The 22,293-nt window shown below is 55.2% G+C and carries 22 protein-coding genes; 13 read left to right on the forward strand and 9 right to left on the reverse strand.

Going from position 1 to position 22,293, the window contains the following annotated elements:
* The first annotated feature begins 5 nt into the window (after positions 1-5).
* The gene (gene ruvB / locus JJB97_RS00280; RefSeq protein ID WP_238711778.1) at positions 6-1,016 is read left to right on the forward strand and encodes a Holliday junction branch migration DNA helicase RuvB; all 1,011 of its coding nucleotides are present in this window, start codon (positions 6-8) and stop codon (positions 1,014-1,016) included.
* A gap of 49 nt (positions 1,017-1,065) precedes the next feature.
* Here the strand turns inward: ruvB and JJB97_RS00285 are convergent, their stop codons facing one another.
* From JJB97_RS00285 to znuC, 3 genes are all read right to left on the reverse strand, one after another.
* On the reverse strand, positions 1,066-1,329 hold the full coding sequence (locus JJB97_RS00285; RefSeq protein WP_238711779.1) for a DUF2534 family protein: 264 nt from the start codon (positions 1,327-1,329) through the stop codon (positions 1,066-1,068).
* Positions 1,330-1,543: 214 nt separating this feature from the next.
* A complete protein-coding gene (znuB, locus tag JJB97_RS00290) occupies positions 1,544-2,329 on the reverse strand; it encodes a zinc ABC transporter permease subunit ZnuB (protein WP_238711780.1) in 786 nt (261 codons plus the stop codon).
* A complete protein-coding gene (gene znuC, locus JJB97_RS00295) occupies positions 2,326-3,081 on the reverse strand; it encodes a zinc ABC transporter ATP-binding protein ZnuC (RefSeq protein ID WP_238711781.1) in 756 nt (251 codons plus the stop codon). Before znuC ends, znuB begins: the two co-directional genes overlap by 4 nt.
* A 78-nt stretch (positions 3,082-3,159) precedes the next feature.
* On the opposite strand from znuC, the gene znuA reads away from it, so the two are divergent.
* The 3 genes from znuA to lpxM all read left to right on the forward strand — a co-directional run bounded on the left by znuA (position 3,160) and on the right by lpxM (position 6,831).
* The gene (gene znuA / locus JJB97_RS00300; RefSeq protein WP_238711782.1) at positions 3,160-4,095 is read left to right on the forward strand and encodes a zinc ABC transporter substrate-binding protein ZnuA; all 936 of its coding nucleotides are present in this window, start codon (positions 3,160-3,162) and stop codon (positions 4,093-4,095) included.
* Positions 4,096-4,110: 15 nt separating this feature from the next.
* The gene (gene mepM, locus JJB97_RS00305; RefSeq protein WP_238711783.1) at positions 4,111-5,433 is read left to right on the forward strand and encodes a murein DD-endopeptidase MepM; all 1,323 of its coding nucleotides are present in this window, start codon (positions 4,111-4,113) and stop codon (positions 5,431-5,433) included.
* A 435-nt stretch (positions 5,434-5,868) separates the two neighbouring features.
* Entirely contained in the window at positions 5,869-6,831 is a 963-nt protein-coding gene (gene lpxM / locus JJB97_RS00310) for a lauroyl-Kdo(2)-lipid IV(A) myristoyltransferase (protein ID WP_238711784.1), read from the forward strand.
* Positions 6,832-6,930: 99 nt separating this feature from the next.
* Here the strand turns inward: lpxM and JJB97_RS00315 are convergent, their stop codons facing one another.
* The 3 genes from JJB97_RS00315 to JJB97_RS00325 all read right to left on the reverse strand — a co-directional run bounded on the left by JJB97_RS00315 (position 6,931) and on the right by JJB97_RS00325 (position 9,729).
* On the reverse strand, positions 6,931-7,068 hold the full coding sequence (locus JJB97_RS00315) for a hypothetical protein (protein ID WP_238711785.1): 138 nt from the start codon (positions 7,066-7,068) through the stop codon (positions 6,931-6,933).
* Positions 7,069-7,296: 228 nt separating this feature from the next.
* Complete coding sequence (gene pyk / locus JJB97_RS00320) at positions 7,297-8,739, reverse strand: pyruvate kinase (protein ID WP_238711786.1); 1,443 nt, start codon at positions 8,737-8,739, stop codon at positions 7,297-7,299.
* Positions 8,740-8,859: 120 nt separating this feature from the next.
* A complete protein-coding gene (locus tag JJB97_RS00325) occupies positions 8,860-9,729 on the reverse strand; it encodes a MurR/RpiR family transcriptional regulator (RefSeq protein WP_238711930.1) in 870 nt (289 codons plus the stop codon).
* Between the two features lie 342 nt (positions 9,730-10,071).
* On the opposite strand from JJB97_RS00325, the gene zwf reads away from it, so the two are divergent.
* The 3 genes from zwf to JJB97_RS00340 all read left to right on the forward strand — a co-directional run bounded on the left by zwf (position 10,072) and on the right by JJB97_RS00340 (position 14,259).
* Complete coding sequence (zwf, locus tag JJB97_RS00330; protein ID WP_238711787.1) at positions 10,072-11,547, forward strand: glucose-6-phosphate dehydrogenase; 1,476 nt, start codon at positions 10,072-10,074, stop codon at positions 11,545-11,547.
* 226 nt (positions 11,548-11,773) lie between these two features.
* Positions 11,774-13,621 (forward strand): phosphogluconate dehydratase, encoded by a 1,848-nt coding sequence (edd, locus tag JJB97_RS00335; protein WP_238711788.1) that lies wholly within the window; start codon positions 11,774-11,776, stop codon positions 13,619-13,621.
* Positions 13,621-14,259, forward strand: a complete 639-nt coding sequence (locus JJB97_RS00340; protein ID WP_238711789.1) for a bifunctional 4-hydroxy-2-oxoglutarate aldolase/2-dehydro-3-deoxy-phosphogluconate aldolase — start codon at positions 13,621-13,623, stop codon at positions 14,257-14,259. Before edd ends, JJB97_RS00340 begins: the two co-directional genes overlap by 1 nt.
* A gap of 135 nt (positions 14,260-14,394) precedes the next feature.
* Here JJB97_RS00340 and purT read toward each other — a convergent pair whose 3' ends face one another.
* Positions 14,395-15,576, reverse strand: a complete 1,182-nt coding sequence (gene purT / locus JJB97_RS00345) for a formate-dependent phosphoribosylglycinamide formyltransferase (protein ID WP_238711790.1) — start codon at positions 15,574-15,576, stop codon at positions 14,395-14,397.
* 135 nt (positions 15,577-15,711) lie between these two features.
* On the opposite strand from purT, the gene JJB97_RS00350 reads away from it, so the two are divergent.
* The 3 genes from JJB97_RS00350 to ptrB all read left to right on the forward strand — a co-directional run bounded on the left by JJB97_RS00350 (position 15,712) and on the right by ptrB (position 19,309).
* Positions 15,712-16,047, forward strand: coding sequence for a YebG family protein (locus JJB97_RS00350; RefSeq protein ID WP_238711791.1), 336 nt, complete (start codon positions 15,712-15,714; stop codon positions 16,045-16,047).
* Between the two features lie 405 nt (positions 16,048-16,452).
* Entirely contained in the window at positions 16,453-17,118 is a 666-nt protein-coding gene (locus JJB97_RS00355) for a tellurite resistance TerB family protein (protein WP_238711792.1), read from the forward strand.
* Positions 17,119-17,251: 133 nt separating this feature from the next.
* Positions 17,252-19,309, forward strand: coding sequence for an oligopeptidase B (gene ptrB / locus JJB97_RS00360; protein WP_238711931.1), 2,058 nt, complete (start codon positions 17,252-17,254; stop codon positions 19,307-19,309).
* Positions 19,310-19,313: 4 nt separating this feature from the next.
* Here the strand turns inward: ptrB and exoX are convergent, their stop codons facing one another.
* Both exoX and JJB97_RS00370 read right to left on the reverse strand, forming a co-directional pair.
* Positions 19,314-19,973 carry an exodeoxyribonuclease X gene (gene exoX, locus JJB97_RS00365; protein WP_238711793.1) on the reverse strand — a complete coding sequence of 220 codons (660 nt, stop codon included), beginning with the start codon at positions 19,971-19,973 and terminating at the stop codon, positions 19,314-19,316.
* A 176-nt stretch (positions 19,974-20,149) separates the two neighbouring features.
* Positions 20,150-20,380 (reverse strand): DNA polymerase III subunit theta, encoded by a 231-nt coding sequence (locus JJB97_RS00370; protein WP_238711794.1) that lies wholly within the window; start codon positions 20,378-20,380, stop codon positions 20,150-20,152.
* Positions 20,381-20,528: 148 nt separating this feature from the next.
* On the opposite strand from JJB97_RS00370, the gene yobA reads away from it, so the two are divergent.
* From yobA to JJB97_RS00385, 3 genes are read left to right on the forward strand one after another with little or no spacing between them, the layout of a single operon-like run.
* Positions 20,529-20,900: a CopC domain-containing protein YobA gene (gene yobA / locus JJB97_RS00375; protein ID WP_238711795.1), complete on the forward strand. Its 372-nt coding sequence runs from the start codon at positions 20,529-20,531 to the stop codon at positions 20,898-20,900.
* A complete protein-coding gene (copD, locus tag JJB97_RS00380) occupies positions 20,900-21,775 on the forward strand; it encodes a copper homeostasis membrane protein CopD (RefSeq protein ID WP_238711796.1) in 876 nt (291 codons plus the stop codon). Before yobA ends, copD begins: the two co-directional genes overlap by 1 nt.
* A gap of 14 nt (positions 21,776-21,789) precedes the next feature.
* Positions 21,790-22,128: a YebY family protein gene (locus JJB97_RS00385; RefSeq protein ID WP_238711797.1), complete on the forward strand. Its 339-nt coding sequence runs from the start codon at positions 21,790-21,792 to the stop codon at positions 22,126-22,128.
* The last annotated feature ends 165 nt before the right edge of the window (positions 22,129-22,293 follow it).

The following is a 22,293-nucleotide window of genomic DNA, read 5'->3' on the forward strand; positions in this document are numbered from 1 at the left end:
TAAAGATGATAGAAGCCGATCGCCTGGTTGCGCCTGGCGCAAGCCCGGTGGAAGAAGCCGCAGACCGCGCTATTCGCCCGAAGCTGCTGGCGGAGTACGTTGGGCAGCCTCAGGTGCGTTCCCAGATGGAAATCTTTATTCAGGCGGCCAGGCTGCGCGGCGACGCGCTGGATCATCTGTTGATTTTTGGTCCGCCGGGGTTGGGTAAAACCACGCTGGCAAACATTGTCGCCAATGAGATGGGGGTTAACCTGCGCACCACGTCCGGCCCGGTGCTGGAGAAGGCAGGCGATCTGGCGGCCATGCTGACTAACCTTGAGCCGCATGACGTGCTGTTTATTGACGAAATCCATCGTCTTTCGCCGGTAGTGGAAGAGGTGCTCTATCCGGCAATGGAAGACTACCAGCTTGATATTATGATTGGCGAGGGGCCGGCTGCACGTTCGATTAAGATTGATTTGCCGCCGTTTACGCTCATTGGCGCGACTACGCGCGCCGGTTCGCTAACCTCGCCGCTGCGCGATCGCTTCGGTATTGTGCAACGGCTGGAGTTTTACCAGGTGGCGGATTTACAGCATATCGTTAGCCGTAGCGCCGCCTGCCTTGGGCTGGAGATAAATAACGACGGCGCGCTGGAAGTGGCGCGCCGCGCGAGGGGAACGCCGCGTATCGCCAATCGCCTGCTGCGCCGTGTGCGCGATTTCGCTGAAGTGCGCCACAATGGCGTTATCGATCATGAGATTGCCGCTCAGGCGCTGGATATGCTTAACGTGGATGCTGAGGGGTTTGACTATATGGATCGCAAGCTGCTGTTGGCCGTGCTGGATAAATTCCTCGGCGGGCCGGTGGGGCTTGATAATCTTGCAGCGGCCATCGGCGAAGAGCGGGAAACGATAGAAGATGTGCTGGAGCCTTATCTGATTCAGCAGGGTTTTTTACAGCGCACGCCGCGCGGACGTATCGCGACGCCGCGCGCCTGGACGCACTTTGGTATTGCGCCGCCGGATAAGCTTTAGCCCGTATACGTCCAGGACCGGGGCGATGGCCCCCGGTTTGTGCCGTCAGCTAGCTGTCGTGGTTAGATTTTGGGCCAAGAAAGTAAAAGGCGAAAGGCAACGAACCGATAATCGTAAACATGATGCTATAAATGAAAACCCAGGCGCCCTGTATCACAAACAGCCCCAGCGACCAGTTCTCAATAGGTAAATTGTATTGATCTTCCACACCCTTAAACGTCACGCGCGAAATGACTGAAACGGCAATGACAAATACTACCGCGGCGGCGATAAGGAATTTTTTAAAGTCGCGAGTGCGCGTGATTGGCAACATAATTTCCTCCCTGACGATAGAAAAACGTGATTGTTGGCGGCGCGACCGGGTAGGGTATCGGAGGCGTTGATATACAGGGTAACTGCGCCGGGCGCAAACTTCATCTGTTAATTTATCCATTGTCTACTGAGCGCGGTGGGCTGCAAAAGGTTATCGGGACGCCTCTTTATTTCATCAGGGTATCCCGGGCCTGCAGCAGGCGGCTTACTGTCGGTTAATCCACCTGGCGGCGCATCATGCTGAGGATAAACAGCAGCGCGGCGGCCAATACCACCGAGGGGCCGGCGGGGGTATCATAACAGGCAGAAAAGGCCAGCCCGCCCGTAACGGCGAGCGCGCCGACAACCACGGCGAGCCATGCCATCTGTTCCGGGGAGCGGGCGAAGCGACGGGCGGTCGCGGCCGGAATAATCAGCAGTGAGGTAATTATCAGCGCGCCGACAAATTTCATTGCCACACCGATGGTGAGCGCGGTCACCAACATTAGTATCAGCCGTACGCGCTGTAGCGAAACGCCATCCACAAAAGCCAGGTCCTGGCTGATAGTCATGGCAAGCAGATTACGCCACTGCCAGCACAAAATAGCGACTACAGCGGCGACGCCTGCGGCGAGGGTCAATAAATCTTCAGGCGTGACCGACAGCAGGTCGCCAAACAGATAGGCCATTAAATCAACGCGAATGCCGGACATCAGGCTAACCACAACCAGGCCAAGGGAGAGGGCGCTGTGGGCCATGATGCCAAGCAGCGTATCAATGGCGAGGTTCGGACGTTTTTCCAGCCATACCAGCGCCAGCGCCAGCAGCAGCGTGACGGCGATGACTGCGTAAAACGGATTGATATTCAGCAACAGGCCAAACGCCACGCCGAGTAACGAAGCGTGGGCCAGAGTATCGCCAAAATAGGACATGCGGCGCCAGACGACAAATGAACCCAGCGGGCCGGCCGCGCAAGACAGCATAAGCCCGGCAAGCCAACCGGGAAGCAATAGTTCAATCATGGCTGGTCGTTCCCCTTGCGCAACACAATTTTGCCCTGCAAATCGTGACGATGGTTGTGATGGTGGCGATAAATGCCAAGTTGCTGAGCGCCGCGCGTGCCGAACATTGAGATAAATTGCGGATGCGCGCAGACCGCCTCCGGCGTGCCGGAACAGCAAATATGATGGTTAAGGCATAGCACTTCATCGGTTTTGGCCATCACCAGATGAAGATCATGAGACACCATCAGCACCGCGCAGCCAAGTTCGCGGCGCAGTCTGTCGATTAAGTCGTACAGCGCCAACTGGCCGTTGACGTCTACGCCCTGCGTAGGTTCGTCGAGCACCAGCAGTTGCGGTTGATTAAGCAGGGCGCGCGCCAGCAGTACGCGCTGGGTTTCGCCGCCGGATAGTTTCTGCATCGGCGCATCCATAAGATGGGCGGCCTGTACGCGCGTCAATGCAGGCTGGATATCGTTTTTCCTGACGCCAGGACGCAGGCGCATAAAGCGACTGACCGTAAGCGGTAAAGTGGCATCGAGGTATAATTTCTGCGGGACATAGCCGATGCGCAGATTGTGGTTGCGCTTGAGTGTACCGCTATCCGGCGCTATCAGGCCCAGCACCACGCGCACCAGCGTTGATTTCCCCGCGCCGTTGGGACCCAGCAGCGTCAGTATTCTGCCTGCCCGCAAATTTAGCGAGATATCAGTAAGTACGCGACGCGCGCCAAAGGAGACAGCGATGTTTTCCAGCGAGACGAGAGTGGTCATGTTGTTTTAAACGTTGCAGAAGTTATCGAATGTTATAATATCACACTTCCTTTCTTCAAAACGATGACCAGACGCATTATGTTACATAAAAATACGCTTCTTTTCGCTGCTTTTTCCGCCGCGCTGTGGTGTGGGATAAGCCCCCTCGCTCAGGCAGAGATTGTGACCTCAATAAAGCCGCTTGGCTTTATTGCTTCCGCCGTCGCAGATGGCGTAACAAAGACCGCTGTTTTGCTGCCTGACGGGGCTTCAGAGCATGATTATGCGCTGCGCCCGTCGGATATAAAACGCTTACAAAACGCGGAGTTGGTGATATGGACAGGGCCGGAGATGGAGGCGTTTATGATCCGGCCTGTAGCACGGCTTCCTGCGCAAAAAAAGCTTGCCCTGGTGACGCTTGATACCGTGAAGCCGCTGCTTATCAAAGGGGACGCTGCCGGCGATCGTGAACATGGGCATGACCATGAAAAAAGTGACGCAGATCACCATCATGGCGACTACAACATGCATTTATGGCTATCCCCAGAGATTGCAAGGCTTTCAGCGGTTGCAATCCATCAGAAATTAGTTGAACTTATGCCTGAAAATAAGAACAAATTGGATGCTAACCTTCAGCGTTTCGAGGCAGAATTAGCAAAATCCGATAGAATGTTGGCAAACAAGCTGTCACCGCTAAAAGGAAAAGGGTATTACGTGTTTCATGACGCCTATGGGTATTATGAACAACATTTTGGACTCACGCCGTTGGGCCACTTTACCGTCAATCCTGAAATCCAGCCGGGTGCGCAGCGCTTACATGAAATCAGAACACAATTGGTTGAGCATAAGGCGGTATGCGTCTTTGCTGAACCGCAATTCAGGCCGGCCGTGATTGAAGCCGTTGCCAGAGGAACGCGGGTTCGTATGGGGACGCTTGATCCTCTTGGCACCGCCATCCCGTTAGGTAAAGACAGCTATACGCAATTTCTTACACAACTTGCGCATCAATACGCCAGCTGCCTGAAAGGAGAATAATGAGGAAGTGAATACGTGCAACAGATAGCCCGCTCTGTCGCCCTGGCGTTTAACAGTTTACCGCGACCGCACCGCGTGATGCTTGGGTCGCTTACGGTTCTTACTCTTGCGGCCGCTGTCTGGCGGCCCTTTGTGTACCACACCGAATCAGCACCTGTCGCGAAAAGCATTACCCTGGGAAAAGATGATATACGTTCCCTGCTGCCTGAAGCCAGCGAGCCTATCGATCAGAACGCGCAGGAGGATGAAGCGATTCCGCAGGATGAGCTTGACGACAAGATAGCTTCAGTGACTGGCCTGCATGAATATGTGGTTTCCACTGGCGATACCCTGAGCAGCATCCTTAACCAGTATGGCATTGATATGACGGAAATCGGCCAACTGGTGCAGGCTGATAAAGATTTGCGTAACCTGAAAATCGGCCAGCAACTTTCCTGGACCCTCACTGCCGAGGGCGATCTTAAGTCACTGACGTGGGAGATGTCGCGCCGCGAAACGCGCACCTACGAACAGGCCAAAAACGGCGTGTGGAAGATGAAGAGTGAAACCCAGCAGGGAGACTGGGTTAACAGCTTGCTTAAAGGCACCTTCAATGGCAGCTTTGTGACAAGCGCGCGCTCGGCTGGCCTGACGACCACCGAAATCAACGCGGTGATTAAAGCAATGCAGTGGCAGATGGATTTCCGTAAGCTTAAAAAAGGTGACGAATTCGCTGTGCTGATGTCGCGTGAAATGCTCAACGGCAAGCGCGAGCAGAGCCAGTTAGTCGGCGTACGCGTGCGCAGCGGCGGCAAAGATTACTATGGCATTCGCGCCGAAGACGGAAAATTCTACGACCGTACAGGCGCCGGGCTGGCGAAGGGGTTTATGCGTTTCCCAACTTCGCGGCAGTTTCGCGTTTCTTCTAACTTTAACCCGCGTCGCGTTAACCCTGTGACCGGGCGAGTGGCCCCCCATCGCGGCGTAGATTTCGCGATGCCGCAGGGAACGCCTGTTATGGCGGTGGGTGACGGCGAAGTAGTGGTTGCCAAGCGCAGCGGCGCAGCAGGCTACTATGTGGCTATCCGCCACGGGCGTTCTTATACCACTCGCTATATGCATCTGAAAAAGCTGCTTGTTAAGCCCGGCCAGAAGGTAAAACGCGGCGAGCGTATTGCACTGTCTGGCAATACCGGGCGCTCCACCGGCCCGCATTTGCATTATGAAGTGTGGATTAACCAACAGGCGGTTAACCCGCTGACGGCTAAGTTGCCGCGTTCGGAAGGGTTGACTGGCGCAGAGCGTCGCGAATTCCTGGCGAAAGCCAAAGAAGTGGTGCCGCAGCTTCGGTTTGACTGACGAAGGGTATCCTTCTGCGAGCCGGGCAGTAGGGGCCGTTGTCAATCGTCGGGCCGAAGGATTTCGGCGCGAAATGGCAGAAAATGGCCGCAGGTAAATCACCCCCCATGATTTTCGTCTGAGAGTAAAAAGAGGGCAAAATCAGGCGCTTGCTCCCTTTGTCAGCACGCCAGGCCGGTCTGTGACCGGCTCAGCTTGTTGACACAGAAAGAAAAAACGGGATTTTTCCTTCTTTGTGGTAAGCAGGCGAAAATCAATGCGTTGATTTTCCTTATTTTTTATTGCATTTCATCCATCCTGTCTGCGACAGGATGGAGTTTGTCAGCAGTCTCGACCGGTCTGTGACCGGCTTTTTCTTTGGAAATGCCCCAGCTACCGGTAAAATACCCGCCGCTTGTCACGTCACTAACCAATCGGCTTCGTGCCGGGAAGAGCATGGAAAAACAAAAAAAATCCGCTAACGAATTTATACCTGCGTTCCAGAAATCCTTCCTGCATCCACGTTACTGGGGATCCTGGCTGGGCGTATTGACATTTGCCGTGTTGGCCTGGACGCCTGCGGCTATTCGCGATCCGCTGCTGGGCGCGCTGGGCCGCGCCGCCGGCCGACTGGCTAAAAGCGCGCGTCGCCGGGCGCGAATCAACCTGCTGTACTGTTTTCCCGATATGCCCCCGGTAGATCGCGAAGCTATTATCGATCGCATGTTCGAAACCGCGCCGCAGGCGATGGCGATGATGGCCGAGCTGGGCTTGCGCGATCCGAAGAAGGTGCTCCGGCGCGTTGACTGGCACGGAAAAGAGAGCATAGATGAGATGCGGGCTAGCGGTGAAAAAGTGATTTTTCTCGTCCCACACGGCTGGGCGGTAGATATTCCGGCGATGTTAATGGCAGCCAGCGGCCAGAAAATGGCGGCTGTGTTCCATAATCAGGGCAATCAGCTATTTGATTACATCTGGAACCGCGTGCGTCGTCGTTTCGGGGGAAGAATGCATGCCCGTAATGACGGCATCAAGCCTTTTATCAGCTCAGTTCGCCAGGGCTACTGGGGCTATTATTTGCCAGATCAGGATCATGGCGCCGAACATAGCGAATTTGTCGATTTTTTTGGCACCTATAAGGCAACGCTGCCCGCCATTGGCCGTCTGATGAAGGTGTGCCGCGCTCGTGTTGTGCCACTGTTTCCGGTATACAACGCCCGTACGCACAGGCTTGATATCCACATTCGCCCGCCGATGGACGACCTGCTGGAAGCGGATGACCGGACGATTGCGCGCCGTATGAACGAAGAAGTGGAAATTCTGGTAGGCCCGAACCCCGAACAGTATACGTGGTTATTAAAACTGCTTAAAACGCGTAAAGCCGGTGAACCGGAGCCTTACGTACGCAAGGACCTTTGAATAATGGGGAAATAACGAGGGCATACCTCCTTTATCATCCGTGCAACGAGGCTGTCTGGCGCATGCTGGCCACCTGAGATTAAGTCTATGTTCCATCCACTAAAGCCCGGTGACAAATGAGGCTTCGGATGAACGGGCAAAGCGGGCCATCGCGGCCCGCTTTGCAGGCGCCTGCGCCATAACGAAATTCGCGCTCACCGCCAGGTAATCAGCCTGCGGCTGTCTCGTTCGCTCCATCCTGCCATTCCGGGCGCGCTGCCCGCCTGTTCAGCGGACGTCAGCGCTCCATCTGTAAGCCTGTAGGCGTTAAAAGCGAACAGGGATGCTGAAAGAAAATAAAAAAGAGGCCCGGGTCGGGCCTCAATGTGGCATGGTTTTTTTGACAAGAGTAGGAGTCGTTATTCACACACAGGCTTAACCGGCGGTTAACAGCCTGTCTGGCCTTTTTTGTTGATGTACGCTCCTTTAGTCCGCGGTCAGTATACGCGTGGTATTGGTAGTGCCGATCGTGCCCATGACGTCCCCCTGTGTGATGATAACCAGATCGCCGGACATCAGGTAGCCTTTATCGCGCAGCAGCGTCACGGCGTCATGCGCAGCGGCCACCCCTTCACTCTGGCTGTCGAAATGAACCGGCGTGACGCCGCGATACAGCGCCGTCAGATTTAGCGTACGCTCATGGCGCGACAGGGCGAAAATCGGCAGGCCGGAGCTTATGCGCGAAGTCATCAGGGCAGTACGGCCGGATTCGGTCATTGTAATGATGGCCGACACGCCTCGCGTATGGTTTGCCGCATACATTGCCGACATGGCCAGCGCTTCTTCCACGTTGTCGAACTGCACATCCAGGCGGTGTTTGGAAACATTGATACTGGGGATCTTTTCTGCGCCCAGACATACGCGCGCCATTGCAGCCACGGTTTCCGCCGGATATTGCCCGGCGGCGGTCTCGGCCGAGAGCATTACAGCATCTGTGCCGTCAAGTACGGCATTTGCCACGTCCATAACCTCAGCACGCGTCGGCATCGGGTTGGTTATCATGGATTCCATCATTTGGGTCGCGGTGATAACGGCGCGATTGAGTTGACGAGCGCGACGAATCAGCGATTTCTGGATCCCGACAAGCTCAGGATCGCCTATCTCCACGCCAAGATCGCCACGGGCGACCATGACCACATCGGAAGCCAGGATAATATCATCCATCGCCTCTTCGCTGCATACTGCTTCAGCGCGTTCTACTTTGGAAACAATATGCGCATCACAGCCGGCGTCGCGTGCCAGACGGCGGGCGTAATTCAGATCTTCGCCGCAGCGCGGGAAGGAGACGGCCAGATAATCCACGCCTATTTTGGCCGCGGTGAGGATATCAGCCTTATCTTTTTCGGTCAGGGCCTCTGCGGAAAGCCCCCCGCCAAGCTTGTTGATGCCTTTATTGTTAGAAAGCGGGCCGCCGACGGTCACTTCGGTAAACACTTTCATGCCCTGAACTTCCAGCACTTTCAACTGAACGCGCCCATCATCAAGCAGCAGGATATCGCCGGGTACGACATCCGCCGGCAGGCCCTTATAATCGATACCGACTTTTTCTTTATCGCCTTCGCCTTTACCCAGGTTGGCGTCGAGCAGAAATTTGTCACCGACGTTCAGGAAAACTTTGCCTTCTCTGAAGGTGGAAACGCGTATTTTAGGTCCCTGGAGATCGCCCAGAATCGCGACGTGGCGGCCCATTTTTGCTGCAATTTCGCGCACTTTATTCGCCCGAAGCAGATGGTCTTCCGCCGTTCCATGAGAGAAGTTCATGCGTACAACGTTTGCGCCAGCAGCGATAACTGCTTCAAGATTATTATCGCGATCGGTTGCCGGGCCTAACGTGGTGACAATTTTGGTTCTGCGTAGCCGTCTGGACATTTAATACTCCGTTGACTGAAACAACCTGGTGCCAGGTGAACTGTAAAATCGAGGGGTAAGTCGGTATATGACCCGATACATTACCCGAATGGCTTTGACTGTGACAACGTTGTTATACATTCACGACGTTTTGCCGGAAACAGATGTCGCTTTATCAAAGCGTGATACCCGCAACGCTTCCTTGACCCGCTTCAAGTTATCTCTAAATTTTGCGCCACGCCGCAGGGTGAAACCGGTTGCCAGCACGTCAAGCAGCGTTAGCTGGGCCAATCGCGATACCATTGGAATATAGATATCAGTATCTTCCGGCACGTCCAGCAGCAGCGCCAGGCTGGCGACATGGGCCAGCGGCGTGTCGGCAGTCGTGATGGCAATGACCATCGCGCCGTTTTCCTGGGCCAGTTGCGCCAGTTCGACAATCTGACGGGTGCGGCCGGTATGAGAGAACAGCACAACGGCGTCGCCTTCGGCGCAGTTCATGCAGCTCATGCGCTGTAAAACGATATCGTCAGTCCAGAATACCGGCACGTTGAAGCGCAGAAACTTATTCATGGCGTCATGGGCTACGGTGGAAGACGATCCCAGACCGAAAAATGAAAGTTTTTTAGCCTGCGTCAGCCAGTCCACTGCACGGTTTATGGCGTTCATATTCAGCCCGTGACGAACCTGGTCAAGACTTGCCATTGCCGATTCGAAAATTTTATCACTGTAGGCCCGCACGTCGTCGTTTTCGTCAACGTTGCGGTTTACCCAGGGGATGCCGGTAGCAAGGCTCTGCGCCAGCAATAATTTGAAGTCAGGGAAACCACGGGTATTGAGGCTGCGACAAAAACGGTTCACCGTGGGTTCGCTCACGCCAGCCTCGGCGGCCAGTGCGGCGATACTTTTGTGAATGGCGTCCTGCGGCGCTGCCAGAATGGCGTCGGCCACTTTACGCTCCGATTTGCTCAGGCTTTCCAGTCGCGCCTGGATATTTTCCAGCATATTCATCATCGACAAAGTTCTCATACAATGTTTGATACCCCCGACCGGTGAAAATCGCGTGTCGGTGAGGGGTTGAATATACTCTGCGCTGCTCAGGCCGCGGTACCGACAGACAGAGGATGGTGTTGTTTTTTTTCATTACATGATCGCGCTCCGCTTTCCTGAACGGGCGCAGCAAAAGAAAATAGACAAATTCGCCAGGCCGTATAGCGTGCGAGCAGTCAGTTTCTGGGCGAATGGCACAACCAGTGTTCCGCGCTTTCGGCAAATGAAGTACAGTGCAGCGTAATAAAATTACACGTTGAGCCTGGCCAGAGCGCCGGGCTGGCCGATAACGAGGAGAACAACATGGCAGTAACGCAAATAGCTCAGGCGTGCGATCTGGTCATTTTTGGGGCAAAAGGCGATCTCGCGCGCCGCAAATTGCTACCATCCCTGTATCAGTTAGAAAAGGCAGGCCAGATTAACCCCGATACCCGCATTCTCGGCGTCGGGCGTGCGGACTGGGATAAAGCCGCATACACCAATGTTGTGCGTGACGCGCTCGAAACCTTCATGAGTGAGGAGATTGACGAGGCGTTATGGGACAAACTTAGCGCGCGCCTGGACTTTTGTAACCTTGATGTTAACGATATCGCAGGGTTCAGCAAACTAAGTAAAATGCTGGATCAAAAAAAACGCACCACCATAAACTATTTCGCTATGCCGCCAGACACTTTTGGCGCTATCTGCAAGGGCTTAGGCGCGGCGAAGCTCAATGCCAGGCCCGCGCGCGTGGTAATGGAAAAACCGCTTGGCACGTCGCTGGAAACATCTCAGGAAATCAACGATCGGGTCGGTGAATACTTTGATGAAACCCAGGTGTATCGTATTGACCACTATTTGGGCAAAGAAACGGTGCTTAATCTGCTGGCGCTGCGCTTTGCTAATTCGCTGTTCGTCAATAACTGGGACAACCGCACCATTGATCACGTGGAAATTACCGTAGCGGAAGAAGTGGGCATTGAAGGGCGCTGGGGATATTTCGATCAGGCCGGCCAAATGCGCGACATGGTACAAAATCACCTGCTGCAAATACTTTGCATGATTGCTATGGCGCCGCCGCCGGACCTTAGCGCCGACCACATCCGCGATGAAAAAGTAAAAGTATTGCAGGCGCTACGCCGTATCGACCGCACCAACGTGCGTGAAAAAACCGTGCGCGGCCAGTACACCGCCGGTTTTGCTCAGGGTAAAAAAGTACCGGGTTATCTGGAAGAAGAAGGGGCCAATAAGAGCAGCAACACCGAGACGTTTGTCGCTATCCGCGTGGATATTGATAACTGGCGCTGGTCCGGCGTGCCGTTTTACCTGCGTACCGGCAAGCGCCTGCCGACCAAGTGTTCTGAGGTCGTGGTGTATTTCAAGAACCCGGAATTGAACCTGTTTAAAGAATCCTGGCCGGAATTACCGCAAAATAAGCTGACCATCCGCCTGCAGCCTGATGAAGGCGTGGATATCCAGATACTGAATAAAGTGCCGGGTCTTGACCATAAGCACAACCTGCAAACCACCAAACTTGATTTAAGCTATTCCGAAACCTTTAACCAGACACATCTGGCCGATGCTTATGAGCGGCTGTTGCTGGAAACCATGCGCGGAATTCAGGCGCTGTTTGTACGCCGTGACGAGGTTGAAGAGGCGTGGAAATGGGTGGACTCCATTACGGAAGCCTGGGAGGCGGATAACGATGCGCCGAAACCGTATCAGGCTGGCACATGGGGGCCGGTTGCTTCCGTGGCGATGATCACACGCGACGGGCGTTCATGGAATGAATTTGAATAAGCGCGGGGGCGCTTTTGTATTTTACCGGTAACATGATCTAACGCATAAGTCGTATACTTTTTTTGTCTGTAAAGCCTCGCGAGGTTCTCCCGTGAGGCTTTTTTATTTACACTGGCAAAAGCGTTTTCGCCCTGCACCGGCCTGTAATATGCGTTTGGCGGGGCTTTTCGTTCCGTTTGCAAAGAATGTGTTCTACTCAGGGCATTACAGATTATAAGGAGTCTCTGTGAATCCAGAAATGTTACGGGTAACAAATCGCATCATCGAACGCTCTCGACCTACCCGCGAAGCTTACCTTGCAGGCGTTGACGCCGCGAAGACAAATACAGTACGTCGTTCTACGCTGGCCTGCGGCAATCTGGCCCACGGTTTTGCAGCCTGCCAGCCTGAAGATAAGGCGGCGTTAAAGAGTATGTTGCGTAACAACATCGCTATCATCACCTCTTATAACGACATGCTCTCCGCCCACCAGCCTTACGAACATTATCCGGAACAAATACGCCAGGCGCTGCACAGCGTTGGCGCTGTAGGGCAGGTTGCAGGCGGCGTGCCCGCTATGTGCGACGGCGTGACACAGGGGCAGGACGGCATGGAGCTGTCGCTGCTGAGCCGGGAAGTGATTGCTATGTCTGCGGCCGTAGGGCTTTCCCATAATATGTTTGACGGCGCGCTGTATCTTGGCGTTTGCGATAAAATTGTACCAGGGCTGGCGATGGCGGCCCTTTCTTTTGGGCACCTGCCTGCGGTATTCGTACCGTCAGGGCCAATGGCAAGCGGCCTGCCGAATAAAGAAAAAGTGCGCATTCGCCAGCTTTTTGCCGAAGGTAAAGTGGATCGCAGCGCGTTACTGGAATCTGAGGCGGCGTCTTATCACGCTCCCGGTACCTGCACCTTCTACGGTACTGCCAACACAAACCAGATGGTGGTGGAATTTATGGGAATGCAGTTGCCGGGCGCTTCGTTTATTCACCCTGACGCGCCGCTACGCGCAGAGTTGACTGCCGCCGCAGCGCGCCAGGTGGTGCGTATGACCGGCAATGGCAACGCCTGGATGCCGCTGGGAAAAATGATCGATGAAAAAGTGGTTGTAAACGGCATTGTGGCGCTGCTGGCGACTGGCGGCTCCACCAATCATACCATGCATCTGGTCGCGATGGCGCGCGCGGCGGGCATCATTATCAACTGGGACGATTTCTCTGATCTGTCAGAATCCGTGCCGTTAATAGCGCGTTTATATCCTAACGGCCCGGCGGATATTAATCACTTCCAGGCGGCGGGCGGCGTGCCGGTGCTGATGCGTGAACTGCTCAAAGGGGGGCTGCTGCATGAAGATGTTAATACCGTAGCCGGCTTCGGTCTGCGGCGTTACACCCTGGAGCCGTGGCTTAATGCCGGTAAACTGGACTGGCGTGAAGGCGCAAACGCCTCTTTGGATAAAGACGTTATTGCCGCTATCGACAAGCCGTTTTCCCGACATGGCGGCACCAAAGTACTCAGCGGCAATCTGGGGCGCGCGGTTATGAAAACCTCCGCTGTACCGCAGGCTAACCTGGTTATTGAAGCGCCAGCGGTGATTTTCGAAAGCCAGCACGATGTCGTGCCTGCGTTTGAAGCGGGTAAACTGGATCGCGATTGCGTCGTGGTGGTGCGTTATCAGGGGCCGAAAGCGAACGGCATGCCAGAATTACATAAACTGATGCCGCCGCTCGGTGTATTATTGGACCGCGGTTTCAAAATTGCGCTGGTGACCGATGGTCGCCTCTCCGGCGCTTCCGGGAAAGTACCCTCTGCTATCCACGTTACGCCGGAAGCGTATGATGGCGGCCTGTTGGCGAAAGCGCGCGATGGCGACCTGATTCGCGTTGACGGCCAGACCGGCGAACTGACGCTGCTGGTAGACAGCGTCGCGCTGGCGCAGCGTGAAGCGTATCGCCCCGATCTGAGCGCTGTGCGTAGGGGAAGCGGGCGTGAAATGTTTAACGCGCTGCGTGAAAAGTTGTCAGGCGCGGAGCAGGGCGCAACCTGTATTGAATTTCAGGAAGTTGGTTTAACCTTCACGAGAGAGAGTCTCTGATGAATAAATGGAAAACAAGTGCGGAACAAATTCTGACTACCGGCCCGGTTGTACCGGTGATTGTGGTCAAAAAAATAGAGCACGCCGTACCGATGGCAAAAGCGCTGGTCGCAGGCGGCGTGCGCGTACTGGAGGTGACCCTGCGCACCGAGTGCGCAATGGAGGCGATTCGCCTTATCGCTGACGAAGTGCCGCAAGCCATTGTCGGCGCCGGTACCGTAATTAATTCACAGCAGCTTGCCGATGTCACCGCGGCAGGCGCGCAGTTTGCTATTAGTCCGGGCCTGACTGAACCGCTGCTCGATGCCGCAACGAAAGGCAGCATTCCGCTCATCCCCGGTATTAGTACTGTTTCTGAACTGATGTTGGGAATGGATTACGGTCTGCGCGAGTTTAAATTTTTCCCGGCTGAGGCCAACGGCGGCGTGAAAGCGCTCCAGGCCATCGCCGGCCCATTCTCACAGGTACGCTTTTGCCCTACCGGCGGCATCTCTGCGGCTAACTATCGGGATTACCTGGCGCTGAAGAGCGTGCTGTGTATCGGCGGATCGTGGCTGGTGCCGCAGGATGCGCTGGATACGGGCGATTACGCGCGCATCACTCGCCTGGCGCGCGAGGCGGTTGACGGCGCGAAATAACTCGCACAAGCAAAGCCACGCGCGCCAGGCTTTTATATCGCCGTGGCTTTGCGTAACGCCGGTGTTTTGTTATGACGGGGCAACACATGCCCCCGTTTATATTTGCGGCGTATGTGCAGGCTTGCGCGGTTGACTTTAGCGCATCGGTCCCTCAACGCACAGTTTTGCGACCGCGCTCTTTGCTCGCCCAACCGCGCTGTCTACGGTTTCACCCGTTGCCAGCGCCACGCCCAGCCTGCGTGAACCGTCGATTTCCGGCTTGCCGAACAGGCGTAGCTGCATGCCGGCTTCGCAGGCGACGGCAGGGTTAATAAAGCGTATATCGTTGCTTTTCAGCGACGGCAACAGCGCCGCTGATGCCGCCGGGCCGTACTGGCGAATGGCGCCGACAGGCAGGCCGAGAAAGGCGCGCACGTGCAAAGCGAACTGCGATAAATCCTGTGAAATCATTGTGACCATACCAGTGTCGTGCGGGCGCGGCGAGACTTCGCTGAATATCACTTCATCGCCGCACACAAACAGTTCTACGCCGAACAGGCCATAGCCGCCGAGCGCGCGGACGATTTTTTCCGCCACAGCCTGCGCTTTTGCCAGCGCAGCAGGGCTCATCTTCTGCGGCTGCCAGGATTCACGGTAATCCCCGTCCTGCTGACGGTGGCCAACGGGCGCGCAAAAATGGATACCATCAACTGCGCTGACCGTAAGCAACGTAATTTCAAAATCGAAATTTACAACCGATTCCACAATGACGCGGCCGGCGCCGGCGCGGCCGCCCTGTTGCGCGCAGTCCCACGCTTTAGCAAGCTGTGATGCGCTGCGAATAAAATATTGGCCTTTGCCGGAAGAACTCATGACCGGTTTGACGATACAGGGCAAACCTACCTCGCTAACCGCCTGATGAAACGCGGCTTCGTCGTCGGCAAAACGATAGGCCGAGGTGGGTAACGCCAGCGCTTCGGCGGCAAGGCGGCGAATACCTTCGCGATTCATGGTTAGCTGCGTGGCTCTGGCGCACGGTGCCACGCGTAACCCCTGGCGCTCAAGGGCGACCAGCGCGTCAGTGTCGATGGCTTCGATTTCCGGCACGATATAATGCGGCTTTTCGAGCGCAACCAGCGCTGCAAGCTGAGCGCCATCAAGCATATTGATAATATGACTGCGGTGCGCAACCTGCATAGCAGGAGCGTCGGCATAACGATCGACTGCAATAACTTCCAGACCCAGGCGTTGGCACTCAATAGCCACCTCTTTTCCCAACTCTCCTGAACCCAGCAGCATAACGCGCGTGGCTGAAGGACGCAGCGCGGTTCCTAACATAACAACCTCTCGTTCCCGGTAAAAAAACCGGCGCAGTATAAACGAAAACGATTGCGTATGCAGCCGTCTGGCAAATTGTTCACGCAACGCATTTTTGTTATACTGTTTATTAATACAGTGGATCCGGAGCTGCACATGACGGTAGAAATTAAATACGTGGTTGTCAGGCAAGGTGAGGAAAAAATGTCTTTTGCCAGTAAGAAGGAAGCTGATGCCTGGGATAAAATGTTGGATTTGGCCGAGGCGATGGGCGAGTGGTTAACCCGCTCGCCGGTGATGCTGGAGCCGGAACAGGTCGACGGGCTTGCTATGTGGTTGGCGCAGGAAAAAGATGCGCTTAACGCATTGCTGAAAACCGGCAAGCTGCCGAAGGAGGCCGCTGCGCCGCTGGCGGCAGACAGTCCGGCTGCCGCGTCGGATGAAACGCCCCCTTGCGCGCGCGGCGCTAAAAAAACGCGCGCTGCTGCCTGAGCGGCGCAGGTGGCAGGCTATCCCGGCGTCTTACGTAATGAACGTGGCGAAGTAAAAGAAGAAAGCGTAGCGATAAGCCGTGGCTACGCCCGCATGGGGCGGTCTTTGCGTGGCCGGATTACCGGCACATTTTATCCGGCTGTTGTTATACGGCGACGCTGCGCGGCGCCGTTATAATTGACGTTGACGCACATGAGAGAAAACGCAGGCGCTGCTTTTCCGGAGGGGCCAGCCGACATTTCATGCGCTGTTTTCCCCAGTTTATTTTACAGGCGGTTGGGGCCAAACCCGGTCGCCCCCGGCGTTTTGCGCAGTCTACGTTTTGCTTTATTTTCTTTTCCCTACGCTTCCTGACAATGGATGTCATACGCTGCGGGTATCACTGGCATATTCCCGGAGGAGATAATGGCAAACTGGTTAGGCCAACTGCAGACGATGCTGGGGCAGGCAAGCGGCCAGCATCAGGAAAATAAGCAGGAACAGGGGTTGAGCAAACTGCTGGCGCCAGGGGCGCTCGGTGGCCTGGCAGGCCTGTTAGTCGCCAGTAAATCATCGCGCAAGCTATTAACCAAATATGGCGGTAGCGCGCTGCTGATTGGCGGCGGCGCGCTGGCAGGTTCGCTGCTCTGGAATAAATATAAAGATAAAATCCGCCAGTCTCACCAGGGAGAACCCGAGTGGGGCCGACATACGACGCCGCTGGATATGCGTACCGAGCGGTTGATTCTGGCACTGGTTTTTGCCGCAAAAAGCGACGGCCATATTGACGATAAAGAACGTCAGAATATTGAGCAACATCTGCGCGAGGCAGGCGTGGAACAGCAGGCGCGCGCGCTGGTGCAGCAGGCCATCGAGCAACCGCTCGATCCGCAGCGTCTGGCTCAGGGCGTGCAGAATGAGGAAGAAGCTCTGGAACTCTATTTCCTTAGCTGCGCGGCTATTGATATCGACCATTTTATGGAACGCAGCTACCTTAATGCGCTGGGTGATGCGTTGAAAATCCCCCAGGACGTGCGCGAGGGTATAGCGCACGATATTGCACAACAGAAACGCCAGCTCCCCGCAGGTTAGCGATATTTACCCGGCTTGTGGCAAACGTGTCCACGGGCCGCGCTGGAACCTTTCGTTTCAGGCACCGCTTGCAAGTCTTGCTGCTTTTGCACACCCTTAAAGGAGTGTGACAGACAAAAAAGAAGACGACGACATGCCTCCAAAAGCGAAAAAAGTGCCGCACGCCCTTACCATTCATGGGGATACACGCATTGATAACTACTACTGGCTTCGGGACGACGACCGATCGTCTCCTGATGTGCTGGATTATCTTCATGAAGAAAACGACTACGGTCGGCGTATCATGGCATCTCAGCAGGCGCTTCAGGACAGTCTGCTAAAGGAAATGGTAGGGCGCATTCCCCAGCGTGATGTTTCAGCCTCCTGGGTGAAAAACGACTATCGCTATCGCTATATTTTTGATGAAGGCTGCGAATATGCTATCTGGCAGCGCCAGTCTGCGCAGCGTGAAGAATGGGAGCCGTGGGATAATCTGCTGGACTGTAATAAACGGGCCGCGCACAGCGAATTTTATACGCTCGGCGGCCTGTCTGTTACGCCTGACAATACCGTAATGGCGGTCGCGGAGGATTTCCTGTCGCGTCGTCAGTACGGTATCCGTTTTCGCCACCTTGCAACCGGCAACTGGTATCCTGAGCTACTGGAAAATGTTTCGCCCGATTTTGTGTGGGCGAACGATTCAACGACGCTTTATTACGTGCGTAAACATCCGGTTACGCTGCTGCCTTATCAGGTATGGCGCCATACGGTGGGCAGCCCGTCGCGCGATGACGAGCTGGTTTATGAAGAGCGGGACGATACGTTTTACGTTAGCGTTCATAAAACCTCGTCGCGCCATTTTATTATTATCGCGCTTAATAGCGCCACCAGCAGCGAAGTGCTGCTGGTGGATGCCGAAATGCCCGATGCTCAGCCGCAGGTTTTTTTACCCCGCCGCCGGGACAGGGAATACAGCCTCGATCATTACCAGCACTATTTCTGGATACGCTCTAATCATGAGGGGAAAAATTTTGGTCTGTATCGCACCCGGCTGCGCGACGAGCGGCGCTGGGAAGTGGTGATCCCAACGCGCGAGCGCGTCATGCTGGAAGGCTATACATTATTTACCGACTGGCTGGTTGTGGAAGAGCGCGAGCGCGGGCTGACCAGCCTGCGACAGATCAACCGTAAAACCGGCGAAGAGAGCGGAATCGCGTTTGACGATCCGGCCTATGTGACCTGGCTTGCCAATAATCCGGAACCGGAAACGGCGTGGTTACGTTACGGATACTCATCGATGACAACCCCGGATACGCTATTTGAGCTGAATATGAATACCGGCGAGCGGCGCATCCTGAAACAGACCGAAGTCAACGGCTTTGACGGCGATAACTATCGCAGCGAGCATCTGTGGGTAAAAGCGCGTGACGGAGTGGAGGTACCGGTATCGCTGGTGTATCACAAAAAGCATTTTCAACGGGGGAAAAACCCGCTGCTGGTATACGGCTACGGCTCTTACGGCAGCAGCATCGACGCTGATTTCAGCACCAGCCGCCTCAGCCTACTGGATCGCGGGTTTGTTTACGCCATCGCTCATGTGCGCGGCGGCGGCGAGCTTGGGCAGTGCTGGTATGAAGACGGAAAGTTCCTGAAAAAAATGAACACGTTTCATGACTATCTCGACGTATGCGACGCGCTGTTAAAGCAGGGCTATGGCGCGCCGGGACACCTTTACGCGATGGGGGGCAGCGCGGGCGGGATGCTGATGGGGGTGGTTGTTAACCAGCGCCCGGAACTGTTTCACGGGGTAGTGGCGCAGGTGCCGTTTGTTGACGTTGTGACCACGATGCTTGATGAGTCTATTCCGCTGACTACCGGCGAATTTGAGGAGTGGGGGAATCCGCAGGATGAGAACTATTACTGGTATATGAAAGAATACAGCCCCTATGACCGCGTGGAGGAAAAAGCATATCCGCATATGCTGGTGACAACCGGACTGCATGACTCCCAGGTCCAGTACTGGGAGCCGGCGAAATGGGTAGCGAAGCTGCGGGAAATGAAACGCGACGATACGCTGTTGCTGCTATGCACTGATATGGATTCCGGCCACGGCGGCAAGTCCGGGCGGTTTAAATCCTGGGAAGGGGTGTCGCTGGAGTATGCGTTTCTGGTTGCGCTCGCGCAGGGCACGCTACCGGTTAAAACGCTTTAGACTGTTACGTATCCAGCCAGTGGCGCAGCGTCAGACGCAGCTCGGGCGTCATCGTCTTAAGATTACTGGACATCCAGCGCAGATAACCGGGATCGCGTCGGGCGATATCTTCAAACGACTCGCCGCGATATTTACCAAACGGCAGCGCCTGCAGCAGCGTCGGACGTCCGGTAATAGCGGCCATTTGTTCAGGCGTCCAGCCCGACACTTCCATAATGTGCAACAGTAACGCAGCGGTAATATAGCAATCAAACAGCGCACGGTGATGATGCAGCCCCTCAGGCGTATCAATGTGCAGCTTTAGCGATTTATAAAGCCCCATATTGCTGTATTTAATACCCGGCCACAGATGACGCGCCAGGCGCAGGGTGCAGATCCATTCTCCCCGCATATCCGGCAGTACGCGGCTGTCGAAGCTGGCGTTATGGGCAACATACCAGGCGCTACCGAGATAGCGCGGGATTACGTCTTCAATCCAGGGCTTAGCCGCCACCATCTCTTCAGTAATACCGTGTATCGCCATAGCCTGCGGGCTGATGGGCCTGTCGGGGCGCACAAGGTCGCTCATTGGGTTGGCAATACAGCCGTCGATGATATCGACTGAGGCGATCTCCACAATCCCTCCCTGCAAACCGCAGGTTTCAGTATCGATAATTCGTAGCATAGCGATTATTCAGAAGATGCCGCCACGGGCGACAGGTCAACATAATGTGGCATGATAACGTTAAACAGATGCATTTGCTTATCCGATTGCAGAATAGCTCTGAGCCGTAATACCGATAGCGTGCGCCGATAACGCTGTCATTTCCCGGCTTATCGCCCTTTCTGCGGGGCTGCCGGTTATTTGCTTGTCGGTTCCCACGGCAGACGCGAGAGATTGACTGAGGCCAGACGGTGAGCGATTAACCGCTCCCGAAACCAGTCGCGCAGTTTTTCAGGTTGTTCTCTTTCCACGGCTTCAGCGATAACCGGCATATTGTAACGTTCTTTGAAAGCGACGCTGGCAGCGGCAAGATCTACGTTGACCTTATCCATCTCGCTTTGCTCCAGCTCCGCCAGGTTATATTTCATATCGACCTCCGTACTAACGGCGTTGACGTTACTGCGCGCAGCGCGTATTGACAAGTATTTCTGCTTTATTGAATGGCAGAAAGATGGATCCGGGGTTGTGCGAGGGGTATTCTGGGCGCTTATTTTCATAAGTAAAGGGAATGACCGTATGGCCTTACGTATCAATTACCTTGCATCTGCGCTTCTCATCGCTTCTTTTTCTCCCGCTGTTGTTTTCGCCCACGCGCACCTGGTATCACAGATACCGGCGGCGGACGCCCGCGTGGGCGCTGCCCCACAAACGCTAACGCTGCGCTTTTCTGAAGATGTGGAGCCATCGTTTAGTGGCGTAACGCTGAGCGGCCCGCAACGGCAAAAAATCGCTACCGAAACCGCACGCGTCGATCCGGGTGACAACCGAAACCTGATTGTTGCGCTACAGGCTACGCCGGGAGTGGGCGAATGGCGGGTTGACTGGCATGCTGTGTCGGTTGATGGTCACAAAACCCACGGCAGCTATCGTTTTCACGTAGAGCAATAATGCTTGATGCTGCTTTTGTCTGCCTGAGGTTCGTCCACTTTCTGGCGCTGATGCTGCTGGCTGGCGCCGCCGTCTGCAGCGAGTGGTTGGCGCGCGGAGATTTTCGCGCCGTGATGGCGCGTCGTCTGGCGTGGCTATGGTTGCCGTCGGGGATGATTAATGCTGTCGCCGTGCTGTTGATTGTGGCTCTACAGGCGGGGCTAATGGGGCAGGGCTGGGGAGATGTCTTCAACCCTGCTGTCTGGTTAGCGGTGCTGGGTACGCGTTTTGGCGCCGTCTGGCTGTGGCAGATTATGTTGGCCGCTATTACTTTAACTGCGGTGGCGCTTCGTCCATACCGCCTTCAGCCTCTGCTAATCTGCCTCGCGGCTGTACAACTGATAATGCTGGCGGGTACTGGCCATGCCACGATGCATGAAGGCGTTACCGGGCTGCTACACCGCCTTAATCACAGTCTGCATTTGCTATCAGTGGCATGGTGGATAGGCGGGCTGCCGCCGCTGCTAATTTGTATGCGTATGGCGCATAAGCCGCGCTGGCGTGAAGCTGCGACTGGCGCGATGATGCGGTATTCGCGCTACGGCCATATTGCGGTGGCGCTGGCGGTCATCACCGGTATAGTGAACAGCCTGTTCATACTGGGTTGGCGATGGCCCTGGCACAGTGGTTATGTGCATCTGCTGTTGGTAAAAATTGCGCTGGTGGCGGCCATGATCGGCATTGCGCTGGTCAACCGTTATGTCCTGGTGTCGCGCTTTACGCGTGATGGCTTTCGCGCTCAGCGCACGTTTGTGATGTTGACACAACTTGAGGTGGCGCTGGCGCTGTTGGCGCTGGCGGGCGTGAGTCTTTTTGCCACCTTACAACCTTTTTAATTGCGGAATGGTTAATGATGAAAAAATTACTGACAACGCTGTTGCTTGCGGCTTCAGGCGCTGCTCTGGCGGCGCCGCAGATAATGACGGTAAGCCGATTTGAAGTGGGCAAAGATAAATGGGCTTTTAACCGTGAAGAGGTCATGCTCGCCTGCCGCCCCGGCGGCGCGCTGTTTGTGATTAACCCGAGTACGCTGATGCAATATCCGCTTAACGATGTAGCGGCAGCACAGATTAAAGAAGGCAAAACGCGCGGTCAGCCGATTGATGCTATTCTGGCAGACAATCCCGCCGCGCCGGGGCAGAAGATGAGTCTGGCGCCGTTTATCGCGCGCGCGCAGAAGCTTTGTTGATGCCGTAAATATAAAAAACCGCCAGGCTTCCTTACCGGAGCGGCGGTTTTTTCTAAGGAAAAACAAGAGAGCACAGGATTTTTCTCTGCCTTACCGGCAATAAGCTGGAAAACCTGCGGCGTTCGACTACTCTTATAAAGCAAGGCGACTTAGCCTGCATTAATG

Origin of the sequence: Tenebrionibacter intestinalis, from assembly GCF_016632365.1 — a bacterium.
In the GTDB taxonomy this organism is placed as follows: domain Bacteria; phylum Pseudomonadota; class Gammaproteobacteria; order Enterobacterales; family Enterobacteriaceae; genus Tenebrionibacter; species Tenebrionibacter intestinalis.